This is a genomic window from Mesobacillus maritimus, assembly GCF_023715205.1.
In the GTDB taxonomy this organism is placed as follows: Bacteria; Bacillota; Bacilli; order Bacillales; family Cytobacillaceae; genus Mesobacillus_B; species Mesobacillus_B maritimus_C.
The window spans coordinates 14,450-27,947 of sequence record NZ_JAMBNR010000029.1 but is presented as its reverse complement, the minus strand read 5'-3'; the positions used below and the strand labels follow the sequence as shown (position 1 = coordinate 27,947).

Annotated in this window: 14 protein-coding genes and 2 other RNA genes; 7 read left to right on the top strand and 9 right to left on the bottom strand. The window is 37.4% G+C overall.

Annotation, left to right across the window (positions count from 1 at the left end):
- Window positions 1-260: 260 nt before the first annotated feature.
- Window positions 261-764, top strand: coding sequence for a cupin domain-containing protein (locus M3182_RS24700; RefSeq protein ID WP_251560464.1), 504 nt, complete (start codon window positions 261-263; stop codon window positions 762-764).
- Window positions 765-904: 140 nt separating this feature from the next.
- On the opposite strand, the gene M3182_RS24695 is transcribed toward M3182_RS24700, so the two are convergent.
- Window positions 905-1,885, bottom strand: coding sequence for an aldo/keto reductase (locus tag M3182_RS24695; protein WP_251560462.1), 981 nt, complete (start codon window positions 1,883-1,885; stop codon window positions 905-907).
- Between the two features lie 330 nt (window positions 1,886-2,215).
- Window positions 2,216-2,362 carry a DUF3934 family protein gene (locus M3182_RS24690; RefSeq protein WP_251433369.1) on the bottom strand — a complete coding sequence of 49 codons (147 nt, stop codon included), beginning with the start codon at window positions 2,360-2,362 and terminating at the stop codon, window positions 2,216-2,218.
- A 532-nt stretch (window positions 2,363-2,894) separates the two neighbouring features.
- Between M3182_RS24690 and rnpB the strand changes: the two genes are divergently transcribed.
- An RNA gene (rnpB, locus tag M3182_RS24685) (RNase P RNA component class B) lies at window positions 2,895-3,276 on the top strand.
- A 64-nt stretch (window positions 3,277-3,340) separates the two neighbouring features.
- An RNA gene (gene ffs / locus M3182_RS24680) (signal recognition particle sRNA large type) lies at window positions 3,341-3,605 on the top strand.
- Between the two features lie 50 nt (window positions 3,606-3,655).
- Here ffs and M3182_RS24675 read toward each other — a convergent pair.
- From M3182_RS24675 to M3182_RS24660, 4 genes are all read right to left on the bottom strand, one after another.
- Window positions 3,656-3,997, bottom strand: a complete 342-nt coding sequence (locus M3182_RS24675) for an avidin-fold protein (RefSeq protein ID WP_251433375.1) — start codon at window positions 3,995-3,997, stop codon at window positions 3,656-3,658.
- 165 nt (window positions 3,998-4,162) lie between these two features.
- On the bottom strand, window positions 4,163-5,365 hold the full coding sequence (locus M3182_RS24670; protein ID WP_251433539.1) for an ABC transporter substrate-binding protein: 1,203 nt from the start codon (window positions 5,363-5,365) through the stop codon (window positions 4,163-4,165).
- 24 nt (window positions 5,366-5,389) lie between these two features.
- Window positions 5,390-7,033, bottom strand: a complete 1,644-nt coding sequence (locus tag M3182_RS24665) for a long-chain-fatty-acid--CoA ligase (protein ID WP_251560460.1) — start codon at window positions 7,031-7,033, stop codon at window positions 5,390-5,392.
- 398 nt (window positions 7,034-7,431) lie between these two features.
- Window positions 7,432-7,677 (bottom strand): YuzB family protein, encoded by a 246-nt coding sequence (locus M3182_RS24660; protein ID WP_251433380.1) that lies wholly within the window; start codon window positions 7,675-7,677, stop codon window positions 7,432-7,434.
- 314 nt (window positions 7,678-7,991) lie between these two features.
- Here M3182_RS24660 and M3182_RS24655 point away from each other — a divergent pair, with 314 nt between their 5' ends.
- Window positions 7,992-8,744, top strand: a complete 753-nt coding sequence (locus tag M3182_RS24655) for a CPBP family intramembrane glutamic endopeptidase (RefSeq protein ID WP_251433382.1) — start codon at window positions 7,992-7,994, stop codon at window positions 8,742-8,744.
- Window positions 8,745-8,976: 232 nt separating this feature from the next.
- Here M3182_RS24655 and M3182_RS24650 read toward each other — a convergent pair whose 3' ends face one another.
- Window positions 8,977-9,249, bottom strand: a complete 273-nt coding sequence (locus M3182_RS24650; RefSeq protein WP_251433384.1) for a hypothetical protein — start codon at window positions 9,247-9,249, stop codon at window positions 8,977-8,979.
- A 653-nt stretch (window positions 9,250-9,902) separates the two neighbouring features.
- On the opposite strand from M3182_RS24650, the gene M3182_RS24645 reads away from it, so the two are divergent.
- From M3182_RS24645 to M3182_RS24635, 3 genes are all read left to right on the top strand, one after another.
- Window positions 9,903-10,583: a cell wall hydrolase gene (locus tag M3182_RS24645; protein ID WP_251560457.1), complete on the top strand. Its 681-nt coding sequence runs from the start codon at window positions 9,903-9,905 to the stop codon at window positions 10,581-10,583.
- Between the two features lie 323 nt (window positions 10,584-10,906).
- A complete protein-coding gene (locus M3182_RS24640) occupies window positions 10,907-11,410 on the top strand; it encodes a CarD family transcriptional regulator (RefSeq protein WP_251433388.1) in 504 nt (167 codons plus the stop codon).
- Between the two features lie 277 nt (window positions 11,411-11,687).
- On the top strand, window positions 11,688-12,116 hold the full coding sequence (locus M3182_RS24635) for a MarR family winged helix-turn-helix transcriptional regulator (RefSeq protein WP_251433391.1): 429 nt from the start codon (window positions 11,688-11,690) through the stop codon (window positions 12,114-12,116).
- Between the two features lie 202 nt (window positions 12,117-12,318).
- Here the strand turns inward: M3182_RS24635 and M3182_RS24630 are convergent, their stop codons facing one another.
- Both M3182_RS24630 and M3182_RS24625 read right to left on the bottom strand, forming a co-directional pair.
- Entirely contained in the window at window positions 12,319-12,708 is a 390-nt protein-coding gene (locus M3182_RS24630) for a VOC family protein (protein ID WP_251433394.1), read from the bottom strand.
- Window positions 12,709-12,728: 20 nt separating this feature from the next.
- Window positions 12,729-13,484: an SDR family NAD(P)-dependent oxidoreductase gene (locus M3182_RS24625; RefSeq protein WP_251560468.1), complete on the bottom strand. Its 756-nt coding sequence runs from the start codon at window positions 13,482-13,484 to the stop codon at window positions 12,729-12,731.
- Window positions 13,485-13,498 lie beyond the last annotated feature (14 nt).

Genomic DNA, 13,498 nt, shown 5'->3' with positions numbered 1-13,498 from the left:
GGGCTCTAACGCACCATAGTTAAGCGACCTTCCTCTCCCAGCCGTAGAATCAGTATTGACGGTTCTTAACCATTTTCATTCTCTGTGGTGAAGCGCTGATTTTTGCGCTTCATGGATGGCTAACGGGGACCTATCCCCAATACCAAGTAGAACCAATCAATATTATAAGTTATCCAGTTGGCCTACAAAAAGCTTACCAAGTAGAGCTTGAAACGTTTACAGATTTTCAAAGAGGTGCAAGTTTTTCGGCAAGTAACCCATTGATTCACAATACTTTTTTATGGGCGATATCAAATGAACAAGCATCAGCCAAGCGGTTAAGTTCGTTAAATGAGGATGTATCCTTTCACGGAAGAGATTCCGGAGGTAAGCCATTTGTAGTCGATATAGAAGAAGCAACGAAGGATAATCATACATTCCGAACAGCAATCTGGACAGGAGAACATTTACAAGTAACATTAATGAGCATTAATGTTGGGGAAGACATAGGTCTAGAATTACACCCCGATGTGGATCAATTCTTGCGTGTAGAACAAGGGCAAGGCTTAGTTAAAATGGGAGACCGTAAAGATGTGTTAGATTTTCAAGCAGAAGTTTCGGATGATTTTGCAATCATGATTCCTGCGGGGAAATGGCATAATTTAATTAATACGGGAAATGAACCATTAAAACTATATAGCATTTATGCACCACCAGAGCATCCATTCGGAACGGTTCATCAGACAAAAGCAATTGCGATGGCCGCTGAAGAGGCTCATCATTAATTTAAGCTACAAAATGAGTTTTAAATCTTCCTGTCCTTAGACCCTTTTATAAAAAACGCTCAGAATGGAATGTACTGAACACTCATTGGGTCTACAATGATTCATTCAGCTCAACCTATTCTGAGCGTTTATTGAAAATTTTATATAAAACCAAGGACCGGATGAGGGACATACGCCTCTTCTAAAAACGAAATTTCTTCAGCTGACAATTTCACTTCTAAAGCATCCACAGCATCTTTTAAATGGGAGATTTTTGTTGCTCCAATAATTGGTGCTGTGACAGGTTCTTTATGCAAAACCCAGGCAAGAGCGACTTGTGCTCGGGGTAGCTCACGCTTTGCAGCTAATTCCGCTACTCGTTCGACGACGATTCGGTCACTTTCCGCCGTTTTCGCATACAAATGTTTTCCAAACTCATCCGTTTCTGAACGTGCAGTTGTCTGTTCCCAATCTCGTGTCAACTTTCCTCTAGCAAGCGGACTCCAAGGAATTACCCCAATTTTTTCTTCTTTGCAGAGCGGAAGCATTTCTCGTTCTTCTTCCCGGTATAAAAGATTCAAGTGGTTTTGCATTGATACAAAGCGGGTCCAGCCATTCTTTTCGGCAATATGTTGAGCTTTTAGAAACTGCCAAGCATACATAGAAGAAGCACCTATATATCGTGCTTTTCCCGCCTTAACTACATCATGCAAAGCTTCCATTGTTTCTTCAATTGGTGTATTAGGATCCAAACGATGAATTTGATATAAATCAACATAATCTGTACCTAGCCGTTTCAGGCTGTGATCAATCTCATTCATAATGGCTTTTCGTGACAAACCAGCTCCATTAGGTCCCTGATGCATTCTTCCATGAACCTTGGTTGCGATGACCACCTCATCGCGATTAGCCATTTCCTTCAACGTCCGCCCGACGATTTCTTCACTCGTGCCATCGGAATAAACATTGGCTGTGTCAAAAAAGTTAATGCCAAGTTCTAAAGCTTTTTTAATCATTGGCTTACTTTCGTCTTCATTTAACACCCATTGATGATTCCCACGCTCTGGATCCCCAAAGCTCATGCATCCAAGGCAAAGTCGTGACACATCCAACCCAGTATTCCCTAATTTTACATAGTCCAAATCTTCGCACCCACTTCCAACATTTAAATGAATTAGTTCTTTTTCTATTTCTCCCTCAACTTACAATATCCTCCAGATTATAAAAAAAGAGCATCAACTACTAACAAATATGTATGATATGGAATGTGGTGATGGAAGAAATAGTTAATCTTTCAACCATTATCAAATGTCAAATCCTGTTTGCTTGAATGGAGACACTTTTGCAGCCTTTAAATACTCTAAAACAACAGGATGTTATTAGAAATTGAACTCCTTGAATCCATCCATTCCACTTAAGATAGAAAAAATCTATCCTTTTCGGATAAATTAGAGATGACAATATCCGTTTTATTATTCGCTTGTATCCTTCTCCCTATTTGTACCTTTACTCTTATATGGCTTTGCGCTTTTTGCTTTCCTTGCACTCGCTTGCCACCTATTCCATCCTTTTTTCCCTGTACCTCTCCCTGTTCCGCCTTTACCTTTTGCCTTACTCATGCGAACATCTCCTTTTACCTATTTGCGATAACACCTATTAACCTTTTATAGTCGGTGTTATTTCTTTGCAGTGTCTATTAATGACAGTAGCTTAAGTTAACATATATTGAGTCCTAGTACTAGCCAATAAGAAAAATAATTTTATTTAAAACCTTCTCCGGCTTTGTACCATAACAATCACTTTAATACATTTTTGCCTTTTAAATAGCTACACAAATAGTATTTCTTGACACCTACAAAAACTTGCAAGTTGAAGAGTTGACTTGCTATAGAAATATCGGAGGATTCTTTACCATGATCTCGATTGGAGGATATTCACTTGGTTAGGGCGGGCATGCCTGTAGGAAATGTCGGACAAAACGAAGCCATTAGTGACCGATTGGTTAACAGCGGAAAAATAAGAGGTTCAGATATGGGGCTTTTATTCAAAGGTCAATTTTCAATTTTTTCCTTGATTGGATTTGCCCTCCTAGTGACTTCAGATAGTGCTAAATGATATATTTATACACGTAGCGATGAACGAAATACATGAAATGGTGTGTAGTCGCGGCTCATTTTACATGAGTTGAGGAAAGTCCAGGCTCGCCCGGTGCTGAGATGCCCGGAGTGTTCGTGCCATCTGCAAAGGTGGGCAGCAGCCATAACCTGCTGACGGCGGTGAAACCATGCTAAGTCCATTGGATAGGCTGGTATTAACCTGAAAGTGCCACAGAGACGAGTTCTTCTGGAAACAGAAGAAATGGAACGGGTAAACCCCACGAGCGAGCAACCCAAACTTTGGTAGGGGCATCATCCAGCGGGAAATGAACCAAACGGATGGATTGATTGCATACACAATCGATAGTTATATGACTACGCCTGTTGTGCGAGATTGGCATCGATTAGCACGCAGGAACAGAACCTGGCTTACAGCCATTTCATGCGCCGCAGTCATCGATTAATTAATTTAAACATAGAAGTTTGTCTAGCGGATACATACCGTGCTAGACGGGGAGTTGGCGGTGCCCTATACCCGCAATCCGCCATAGCGGGGTTGAATTCCCACTTGAGGTTGAAACATGTAAGGTCAGCCTTGTAAAAAGGGCGTTGACGATTGGGTCCTACGCAATCGAAGCCTATGAAACTGGTCAGGTCCGGAAGGAAGCAGCCATAAGTAGAATTTTCGATGTGCCGTGGGATAGCCTAATCTGAGCTTTCGTTTACAAGTAACGCTTGGTTGTTTCAATCGATTGTGGGTGCACGGTTTACATAGATTAAATAAAAGGACCAGTTGTGGTCCTTTTTTGCGTGGTATTAGATAATTTCTTCAATGACTGAATTACCTTCTGTTTGCTCCTCGTCGAGCCATTGCCATTTTTCATGTAGGCGGATACGCCCATCAGGTAGAGTTTCAGGAGAAGAAATACAATGTCCACCTCGGATTTGATTTTGAATATTTACATGATTATAGCGAAATACAAGGCTACCATCTCCTTTCACAATTCCTATGAGCGTACCTTTGACAATTTCTCCACCAGAATAATTTGCAAAAAGAATATTCCCCTCTTGTTTATACTCAAAAATTGTCTGCGAAGAAACCTCGCCATTGTCTGTGTTTTTTACCGAAACAAATCGCCTTCCGTTGTACTGAATCATTTTTTCTTCCCTTCCCTATCTTTTAGAATTTTTCACATCCTTTGATGCGTTATTTTATACTTTATCACAAATTTTCATAATAGTAAGTTAAACCCCAACAAAAAGAGAAAGGCCCTAAGACCTTTCTCAAAGTATATCGCTCCTCACCTACATGTAACTTCAACTCTATTGTTCAAGAGGTATGGTCTTTACCTCTCCATTCTCGACGATACCCGCTTTAATGTCCCATTGAAGACTGCCTACTTCATTCATTCCATTTAGAGAAATGACCGACTTTTCTTCTGGTATATTTTTTATCCCTTCATTAACAGCAGCCATAATCGCGTGTCGGTCCTCAACAGTATTTGCAGCCTTCATCGCTTCAACCAAAACATATAACCCCTGGTAACTTAGGGATGAATCGGCGGTAGCATATTTTTCATTGAACTTTTCCTGGTATTTTGTAACAAAGGCTTTGCTAGCGTCACTCCCGATTTGATCAACCGGAAGAACCCCGACAGAACCATTCAATTGCCCATATCCACCCAATACACCAGACATCTCTTCCATTTTCGCTTGATCCATAATCATATAAGCACCCTCATAACCTAACTCTTGAGCTTGTTTAACGACGGTCGCTGTAGGTTCAGACGGGCCCCCAACAAAAAGGACATCTGGATTTTTATTTAAGGCGTTGGTCATAACGGTAAAAAAGTCTGTTTCTTTTGCAAAATCAATATCCCCTTTATAAACAAACTCTCCTCCCATTTCCTCCCAAACCGGCTCAATCACATTTAACCAATCTTTTCCGTACTGAGAATTCGTTGGCAACAACGCCATTTTCGTACCGAAATTATCCATAATATACTTACTGAAAGTTTTCGGCCAAATGTTATACTGAGGAGAAATTCCAATCATCAATTTGTTTCCTTGCTCATACATTCGCGGTTCACTAGTTTGTGCCATAATAATGACATCTTCTTTTTCATTAAATGTCTGCGATGCGAAGACTCCGCCACTATGTGGAATCCATGCTGCAACTATTTCATTCTCTGTTGCCATTCGCTGGATATTTACACCTGTTTCATTCGGTAAATATTTATCGTCCATTGGGATAAGTTGAATTTTATAGGTTTTTCCATCTACCTCAAAACCTGTTTCATTGATTTCATCGGCTGCCATTTCCAATCCATTTAAAACGTTGATTCCATATTGAGCTGCAGCTCCACTTAAAGGACCACTATATCCAATCTTGACAACTTCTTCTCCTTCTGCGGTTTCTGGCGTTTTTGATTGTTGTGCCTCCTGATTGCTCACTTCAGCTCCCATACAAGCTACTAAACTACCTAGCATGAACATCATAATTACAAGCAAACTTCCTTTTTTCATTTTCTTCAATTCATACACCCCTTATTATTTTATTTGATGCTTGTTCCATTCTTGGTTTCTTAGTTCTCTTTTTAATAGCTTTCCAACACTGGATTTAGGAAGTTCCTCTCTAAATTCAATTTGTTTAGGTACTTTATAGGTAGCCAGATTTTTCCGACAGAATGCGATTATTTCATTTTTGGAGACTGCCTGATACTCTTTTAAGGCAATGTAAGCTTTTACTGTTTCTCCTCTATATTCGTCTGGAATACCAATCACAACGACTTCGCGAACAGCAGAAATCTGGTAAATGACTTCTTCGATTTCACGCGGATAAATATTATAGCCACTGGCAATGATCATATCTTTTTTCCGGTCTACGATGTAAAGATATCCTTCTTCGTCCATGTAGGCGATATCTCCTGTATGGAGCCATCCATTTCTTAAAGCAGCGTTTGTTTCTTCAGTCTTATTCCAATACCCCTTCATCACCTGTGGACCTTTGATGATGAGCTCACCTTTGCTGCCGGTTGGTGCCTCTTCAAACCCTTTATCTGTTTCAACCACAATTTTTGCATCCGTTCGCGGCAGTGGAACACCGACACTCCCAATCTTTACTCTTGAATAAGGTTGATTAGTAGTTCCTGATGTGGCTTCTGATAACCCATATCCATCGGCAAGAACTGCATCTTCTCCCATCAGTTGTTTAAATTTTTGGTACTTTTCCAATGGCATTGGAGAACCACCACAAAAAAAAGCCTTAATTTTATCAATACCGTATGTTTCTACCTGAGGAGCATTCATTAAAGCGTTGTACATTGTCGGAACACCAAAAAAGAAAAGTGGAGGATCCTTTTTTATCAAGTTAAGGACCGTTTCCACATCAAATCGTGGAAGTATAATTTGTTTATAGCCAAATCGAAATCCGGTTAAGGTTACATTTGCTAAACCAAAAATATGAAAGAATGGTAGAAAACTAATTACCACTCGATCCAGATTTTCAACTCTTTCAAATCGTTTAAATAAAAATTCATTTATTTGCTCAACCTGATTAATGAAATTTTGATGAGTTAACATGACTCCTTTTGAAACCCCGGTCGTTCCTCCAGTATATTGAAGGACGGCGATGTCTTCCGATGGAGCTATTTCTATTTTCGGGGCATCTGATTTATAGGTCTCAAGGAAGTCGTCAAACCAAACATCATCTGCAACTAAAGTTAAATTGCGATATTCAGCAGTTGGGACTACGATGATTTTCTTAAGCGTTGTCTTTTCTTGAATTCTTTTCACCCGTTCATAAACGGAGTCAGAGCAAATCATAAACTCTGAATTTGTATCGTTTAATTGGTACTCGAGTTCTCTTTCGACATACATGGGATTTGTTTGAACGATAATGCCACCTATGCGAACCACTGCAAAGAATGAGAATATGTATTGGGGACAATTCGGCATCATAAGGGACAACCTGTCTCCTTTACGAAAACCTTGTTGGTAGAGGCATGCTGAAAGCTTTTCTGACTGTTCTTGAACCTCTTGATACGACCATTGTTTCTCGTAATATTCGAGTGAAATGTCGTTACGAAACTGCTTAACAGCATCCGATAATAAATCTGTTAAACTTCTCTTTTCTATTTCTATATTGGGATTGACTTCTTTCGGATAAAACCGTAGCCATCGTTTATTTGTCATCCCTATACAAACCCCCTTTAAAATATTTTTGACAACGCTTACATTTTTTTGTTACTTAACAAGCTACTACCTAGAAACCTTTGCAATATCCATGCCAACTCAAAAAGCTTTACACAGCGCACCATTTTTTTCATTACTCTTCAATTTGGTGATTTTTCTCACCATTCTTGCTGAAAAAAATCACCACCCATTTAAATATATTGAGATGATACTAGTAAAAATAAAGGAAAACCAGACTTATAAATTTATTAAAGCGGTGAAAACAATCACCACAAAAAAGAGGAGGAGAATTAAGTTCCCCACCTCTATCTATTGATTTATAGAGATATCCATTTGAAACATCTAACATACACTTTTACCAGCCGCTCTTTTCTCCATTTAGTAATACCACATGAAACTTAAGCATAAATTGCTAATTCAGCTTCAATTTGTTCTTTAATTTTAACTACGCACTCTTCCGGGGTTTTTGCAAAAATGCGTTTTCCATTGACAATTGCGTATGGCCGTTTTGCACACATTCCACAAAAGGAAAGACAAGTGTTTTCTAATACAGCCACTTCTGGATATTCTGTTTCAAGTATTTCTTCCAAATTAATTTGCGTAATTAAATTGCCATCACAAATTTCGACTACAACAATACCCATCGATCTTTCCTCCTTTAAATAATTGTATATAAATCTGTTCTATTCAAGAGGCTCGCCGCCTCGTTAACATTCAAAAAATCGTATCTACCATTAAACCATATACAGGAACATATTGCAATGTGTGAGTTTTGGTTCGCTTTCCAAAAACAGTAAACCTCCTATGATTGTTGAGGGATTCTCTGTTTTATTAAGAAAATTACGTGTTTTATACTTAAATAAATTTGGTACTCACTCATTCTAAATGCAAACATTCATTGGAAAATGTTGTATAATTTTAGCAAGAAAAGGATTGAAAGGGGGAATGGTCGCTGGTAGTGATTCTTGCGGCTTTATTTTTTATTGGAATTGTACTTGTCTCCTTCGAACAATGGGTTTTATCCTACATTACGATAATTGGTTTTGTAAGTTTATTTTTCACTAATAAAGAAAAGCGATTTATGATTTCATTGCTGTTCTCATTTTTAATTGGTTATGCAATTTTTTTGTTTTTTGCTAATTCAGTAGAAACCCTCGATATAACAAAAGAAGTAAGAATTATTCTTAATCGCCTATTTCTTGCTTTTATTATAATCGCAGTTTCTATTAACCATTTAATATATAATAAAAAAATTACTTGGTATAACAATAAACCTAATTGGAAAAATCAAATCGTACTCCCATTTCATAAAATAGATACATTTACGTTTTGGGTGATTGGAATTGTTGTCAATGTTGTTGTATACCTGTTTCTTATCCTTCAAAAAGATCTAGATTCTATCCTATCTTTATTTTTCTTCTGTTTACTTTTTACGTTGATAAACGCAGTTTTTGAAGAGCTCATTTGGAGAGGAATCATGCTCTCCTCGCTTATGCAACATACATCTTCATTTCTTGCAATTATAATGACAAGTGTTGGATTTGGTCTTCTCCACTTAGCCATTGGTTTCTCACTTTTCTTTTGTTTGCTCATCTCAATTGCCGGAGTCATATACGCAACAATTACCATAAAGACAAATAGCATTTATCCAAGCATTGTTTTTCATATGGTCATAAATATTGGTATGGTTTATAGTGGTTTAATCATTTAACAGCTGATTGTAATTTAGTGCGTATCAGGAGCTTACCTTTTTTAAAAACTGGTTTTCATTTTTAAAAACACGGCAATTTTTCAGCATAACGTTATTGAAATTGTGTTTATATGCGAAAATAGCAAATGAATCAATAAAAATAGGGTACAAAACGATTCGCGATTTGTACCCTTCATATATGAAAAATATTGTTCTTACTGTGTTATTTAACCAACTTTTTCAGAGTTGTAGTTCATTTCTCTACCTCTTTATCATTCAGCGGTTCTTTTGGTTGAAAAAGATCCTTGGAAACAGCATTCAGTTTATTAACAAACCGATTGAACCCAAAACCTACTAAAAACGCAATACTAATCGGTCCATATGGTGTGTTTTCGTATTCCACAAACTCTATCATTAACACACCACTTTGAATTAGTGTAACCGCAATCACAGCTGTACCCGTTGCAAAGATTGGGTAAAAAATATACATAATCCATTCACGAGGATTTGTTAATTCATTTCTCATGTAATGTACACAAAACATGTAAAGATGGCGGAGTGACCCTCCAATTGCTCCGGCCAAAAAATAATATAAAAACAGTTCGATTTCAGAAATAAAAGACCACCAATTTTCCAATGCCCCTGTCCATAGAGCACCAACGGCGAGAAAACTACCAAAAAACTGGAGACAAAGATAGATAAGAATAACAGCCTTTACCCACCTTTTCAGCCCATCACCCCCGCAATTATTCCTTTATCGTATCGTATGAACATGGGCTTTTCCACATTCCAACGAACCATTTCCAAACAATTCCAAACTCTTTTTAGAATCGAGCAATCTAGGAAAGACTCTTTTAGTGGTAGTTTATATTGAATGTGAATGAGATGTTTACACAGAAAAATTCCCCCATTCACTTTTTAATACCTAGCCTTTTAATAGCCAACATTTTCTTAGAAAAACAGAAAAAACATGGTTTCGATTGAGTTGGTTAATTCCTAAAAATAATAAAGAGCTTAGTTGTTGGGTTTCCTTTCCATATTACAAACAAAATAGATGTGTCTTCAGTATGTAAAGAAACTGTAATACTATTCTAATACTATTCAATTTTATCTACTCATAGAAATAGATTGAGATACAAGCTTACCAAAGCAAATCCCAATCAACTAGGAGGACTAAAATTGAAAAAACTATTTTCTGTCGTAACTTTACTAGCAACATTCTTTATCGCCTCACCAGCATTTGCTTATACCGTACAAAAAGGAGATACCATGTCGAAGATCGCACATGACAATGGAATCACTCTTCAGGAGTTAGCTGAGGCTAACCCCCACATTAACAACTTGGATAAAATCTATGTCGGGGATACCGTTCATATGGATAAGAAACAGACGGCCAATAAAGCTAGTGAATCCTTAAAAGTAAGTAATGCAGATAAAAAAACAAAAACAGTAAAAGCACCTGAAACCAAATTGGCAAGTAAACAATCACCAGAGATCAATTTTTCTAAAGATGAAATTGATTTACTTGCAAGAATAGTACGAGCTGAGGCTCAAACAGAACCTTTTCAAGGGAAAGTGGCCGTTGCTGAAGTGGTCTTAAACCGCGTTGAAAGCAGTCACTTCCCTGATACTGTTAGAAACGTAATCTATGCTCCTGGGCAATTTCAACCAGTTTCGAACGGTGCAATTAACAAACCTGCAGATGACGAGTCTATAAAGGCCGTTTATACTGCATTATCGGATCAAAAAGACATCACGAACGACGCTGTCTTCTTTTATAATCCATCCATTGCAACGAATCGTTGGTTAGATTCTAGGCAAACAACCGCCGTCATTGGACAACACGTTTTTAAAAACTAAGCTAAAACTGAGGACGCTTCTGTGTTTCATACAAATCTGTGGAACATGGAAGCGTCTTCGGTTGGATTATTTTAACACCAAGATTTCAAGAATAGATAGAACATTGTATTATGTATTAGCTTCTTCTTATTATTTGTTCATTCTAATGACTAGAAGAACAGTGAAGTAGCTGATATAACTAATTTCAATGTAGCCCTGATTTCTTTAATTCTTTTAAAAGTTCATTCTCGTATCTATCAAACTTCAAAGTCAACTTGGTTGTCAATTATATTGAAATGAGGTATTGTAAACTTAGTTGACATTGTGAGATCGGGAGTGACCAAATGTTTAATATTGGAGATCTGATCATCTACTCGGGACACGGGATTTGCAAAATTGATGATATTTGCGAGAAAACCATTTCAGGTATCACAAGGATGTATTACGTCTTACACCCTATGGAAAATAATCCTCCATTAACCATTAGCACTCCGGTTAACAATGATAAAGTAATCATGATGAATTTGCTTGATCAAGATGAAGCAAATGAAATACTTGAATCGTTCAAACAACCAGGAGTAAGCTGGAATGACAACGCAAACTTACGTAATACCACCTATTCTGATATAGTCAAAAGTGGGAACCGGAAGGAAATCGCAAAGGTAGTAAATACACTATTTCGTAAAAAGCTAGAAGCGGAGCAGAAAGATAAGAAATTATACGAACGGGACCAAAAACTATTAAGTACAACACAAGCAATTCTTTTCAAAGAATTAGCCATCTGTTTGAACATCTCAGTAGATGAAGTTCATGACCGTATTTTAAAATTGATAAGCAAGCAGGTTTAGTCTATATAGGAACACCGTATTGGTGGTCCTTCTATTTTTGTCCTAAACTTTTTGTATTGCGCGTTTAGTACTTAAACGGCAAAATTATTACATAAACAGTATCCCATGCATCTACCAAACTATTTTACAACTTTCCCTTTACCTCATCCGTTGGATTACATTTATAAATCTATTTGCAATACGTATTCTTTTTAAACAAATAGGATGTCAACTATGTTGACACCCTAATACGTTTTTTGTATATTGGTGGTATTGAAATAGCATTGGAGTGAAAGGCTTGAATCCAATATTAAAGAACTTAGATTTAATTGATTTAATCAGTGAACGCCACGGTGCACTCCGGAAAATCTCTGAGAATTTATGGAATGAAAATAGTGAAATTTATATTACCAATTCCGAATGGTACATCATGTCACGAATAACTGGTGGACAACCAACAATCGCTCATGTAAGTAAAAACGTTGATATTACTAGGCAAGCGACACATAAATTCATAAAAAAACTAGAATCAAAAGGTCTAGTTGAAGTTAAGAACGTCAAAAACAACAATAAAGAAAAATGCATTCGTTTAACCCCTCTTGGAGAAGAGTGTTATCGAAAAAATGAAGCACTGAAAGCATCGCTTGAGGAAAAGATTGCGAAAAAAATTGGAAATGAACAAGTAGAGTTTCTTAAGATGATATTAAAATCCGATTGGGGTTTATAAACTTTTCGATATATGCTTGTTAGAGTCCAAAAAATATTTAATTCAACTTACCCGCCTTAATGGCGGGCTTTATATTTTGGGTGATTTCTTAAGACCAATTCTTATAAAATACGTATACAGATAAAAAGTGACGTATGTCAGAGTCATTTGTCATCATGTAAAAGTTATTGAGCTACGAAAGGAAATGGTTTTGCTTATTTTTTCACCAATTGGTTATATTTTTATTGATTTCAATCAGTGTACCATTTGGATCTCGAAAATGAGCTACGCGGATTCCCCAGTCCTTGCGATCATGTGGTTTTGTTAGAAAAGAAACTTTTGATTTTAACGATTCATATATTTCATCGACATCTTCAACAGCAAAAATTAACACGACTTCATTTAAAGGCTTCTTTGCTGTTTCATCCTTTTTTTCGTTAAGATCGTCTAACATTTGATTTTTATCAAATATTGCTAGCAATGTATTGCCAACTTGGAATTGTGCATAATTGGATGTTTCATCTCCCCATGTACAATGAAATCCTAGGAATTTATAAAAACGGTAACACTCCTGATAGTCTTCAACTAACAGTCTAGTATGAGTTAAATTCATCTTGACCTCCAAATTTTGGCCTATAAAGCACCCATTCCTCCATCGACACGATACTGTACACCCGTAATGAATTGACTTTCATCCGAAGCGAGAAATACTACTAGATTTGCGACATCTCTCGCATCACCATAGCGTCCTAGTGGAATACTTTTGGCCAATCGATCCTCGTCCACTTTTAAACCTTCTTCTAGATCACGTGCCATTTGAGTATGTACCGGTGAAGGGTGAATCGAGTTGACACGTACATTTGCTTTCGCGACTTCAAGTGCAGCAGCTTTTGTTAAGCCAACCACCGCATGTTTCGATGCCATATACGCAGCCATTTTTGGTGTGCCGTTTAACCCAGACACTGAAGAAGTATTTATGACACTTCCTTCCCTTTGTTTCTTCATAATTGGAAGGACATGTTTTAATCCAAGGAATACACCACGTACATTCACATTCATAACTTGATCAAATTCCTCAACAGTTAAATCAGGAATCGGGGCAATTTTCCCAACAACCCCAGCATTGTTAAAAAATACGTCAATCTGGCCAAAAGTCTCGACCGTCTGATTTACATAGTTTTTCACATCTTCTTCCTTGGTAACGTCCGCTGGAACTGTTATAAGATCACCATATGAATCTAGATGTTTTTTCACTTCATGAAGCGATTCTTCATATAAATCTACTAAAACAACTTTTGCTCCTTCTTGAAGAAACCTTTCAGCAGTCACCTTTCCAATTCCACCGGCTCCGCCTGTAATAACAGCTACCTTTCCTGTTAGTCGTCCGATTTTAATCCCCCCTT

Excerpts from the sequence above, each read along its gene's own strand:
- M3182_RS24690 (WP_251433369.1), bottom strand. The coding sequence starts at position 2,362 with ATGAGTAAGGCAAAAGGTAAAGGCGGAACAGGGAGAGGTACAGGGAAA.
- M3182_RS24675 (WP_251433375.1), bottom strand. The coding sequence starts at position 3,997 with ATGATTCAGTACAACGGAAGGCGATTTGTTTCGGTAAAAAACACAGAC.
- M3182_RS24670 (WP_251433539.1), bottom strand. The coding sequence starts at position 5,365 with ATGAAAAAAGGAAGTTTGCTTGTAATTATGATGTTCATGCTAGGTAGT.
- M3182_RS24665 (WP_251560460.1), bottom strand. The coding sequence starts at position 7,033 with ATGACAAATAAACGATGGCTACGGTTTTATCCGAAAGAAGTCAATCCC.
- M3182_RS24660 (WP_251433380.1), bottom strand. The coding sequence starts at position 7,677 with ATGGGTATTGTTGTAGTCGAAATTTGTGATGGCAATTTAATTACGCAA.
- M3182_RS24650 (WP_251433384.1), bottom strand. The coding sequence starts at position 9,249 with ATGAGAAATGAATTAACAAATCCTCGTGAATGGATTATGTATATTTTT.
- M3182_RS24640 (WP_251433388.1), top strand. The coding sequence starts at position 10,907 with ATGTTTAATATTGGAGATCTGATCATCTACTCGGGACACGGGATTTGC.
- M3182_RS24630 (WP_251433394.1), bottom strand. The coding sequence starts at position 12,708 with ATGAATTTAACTCATACTAGACTGTTAGTTGAAGACTATCAGGAGTGT.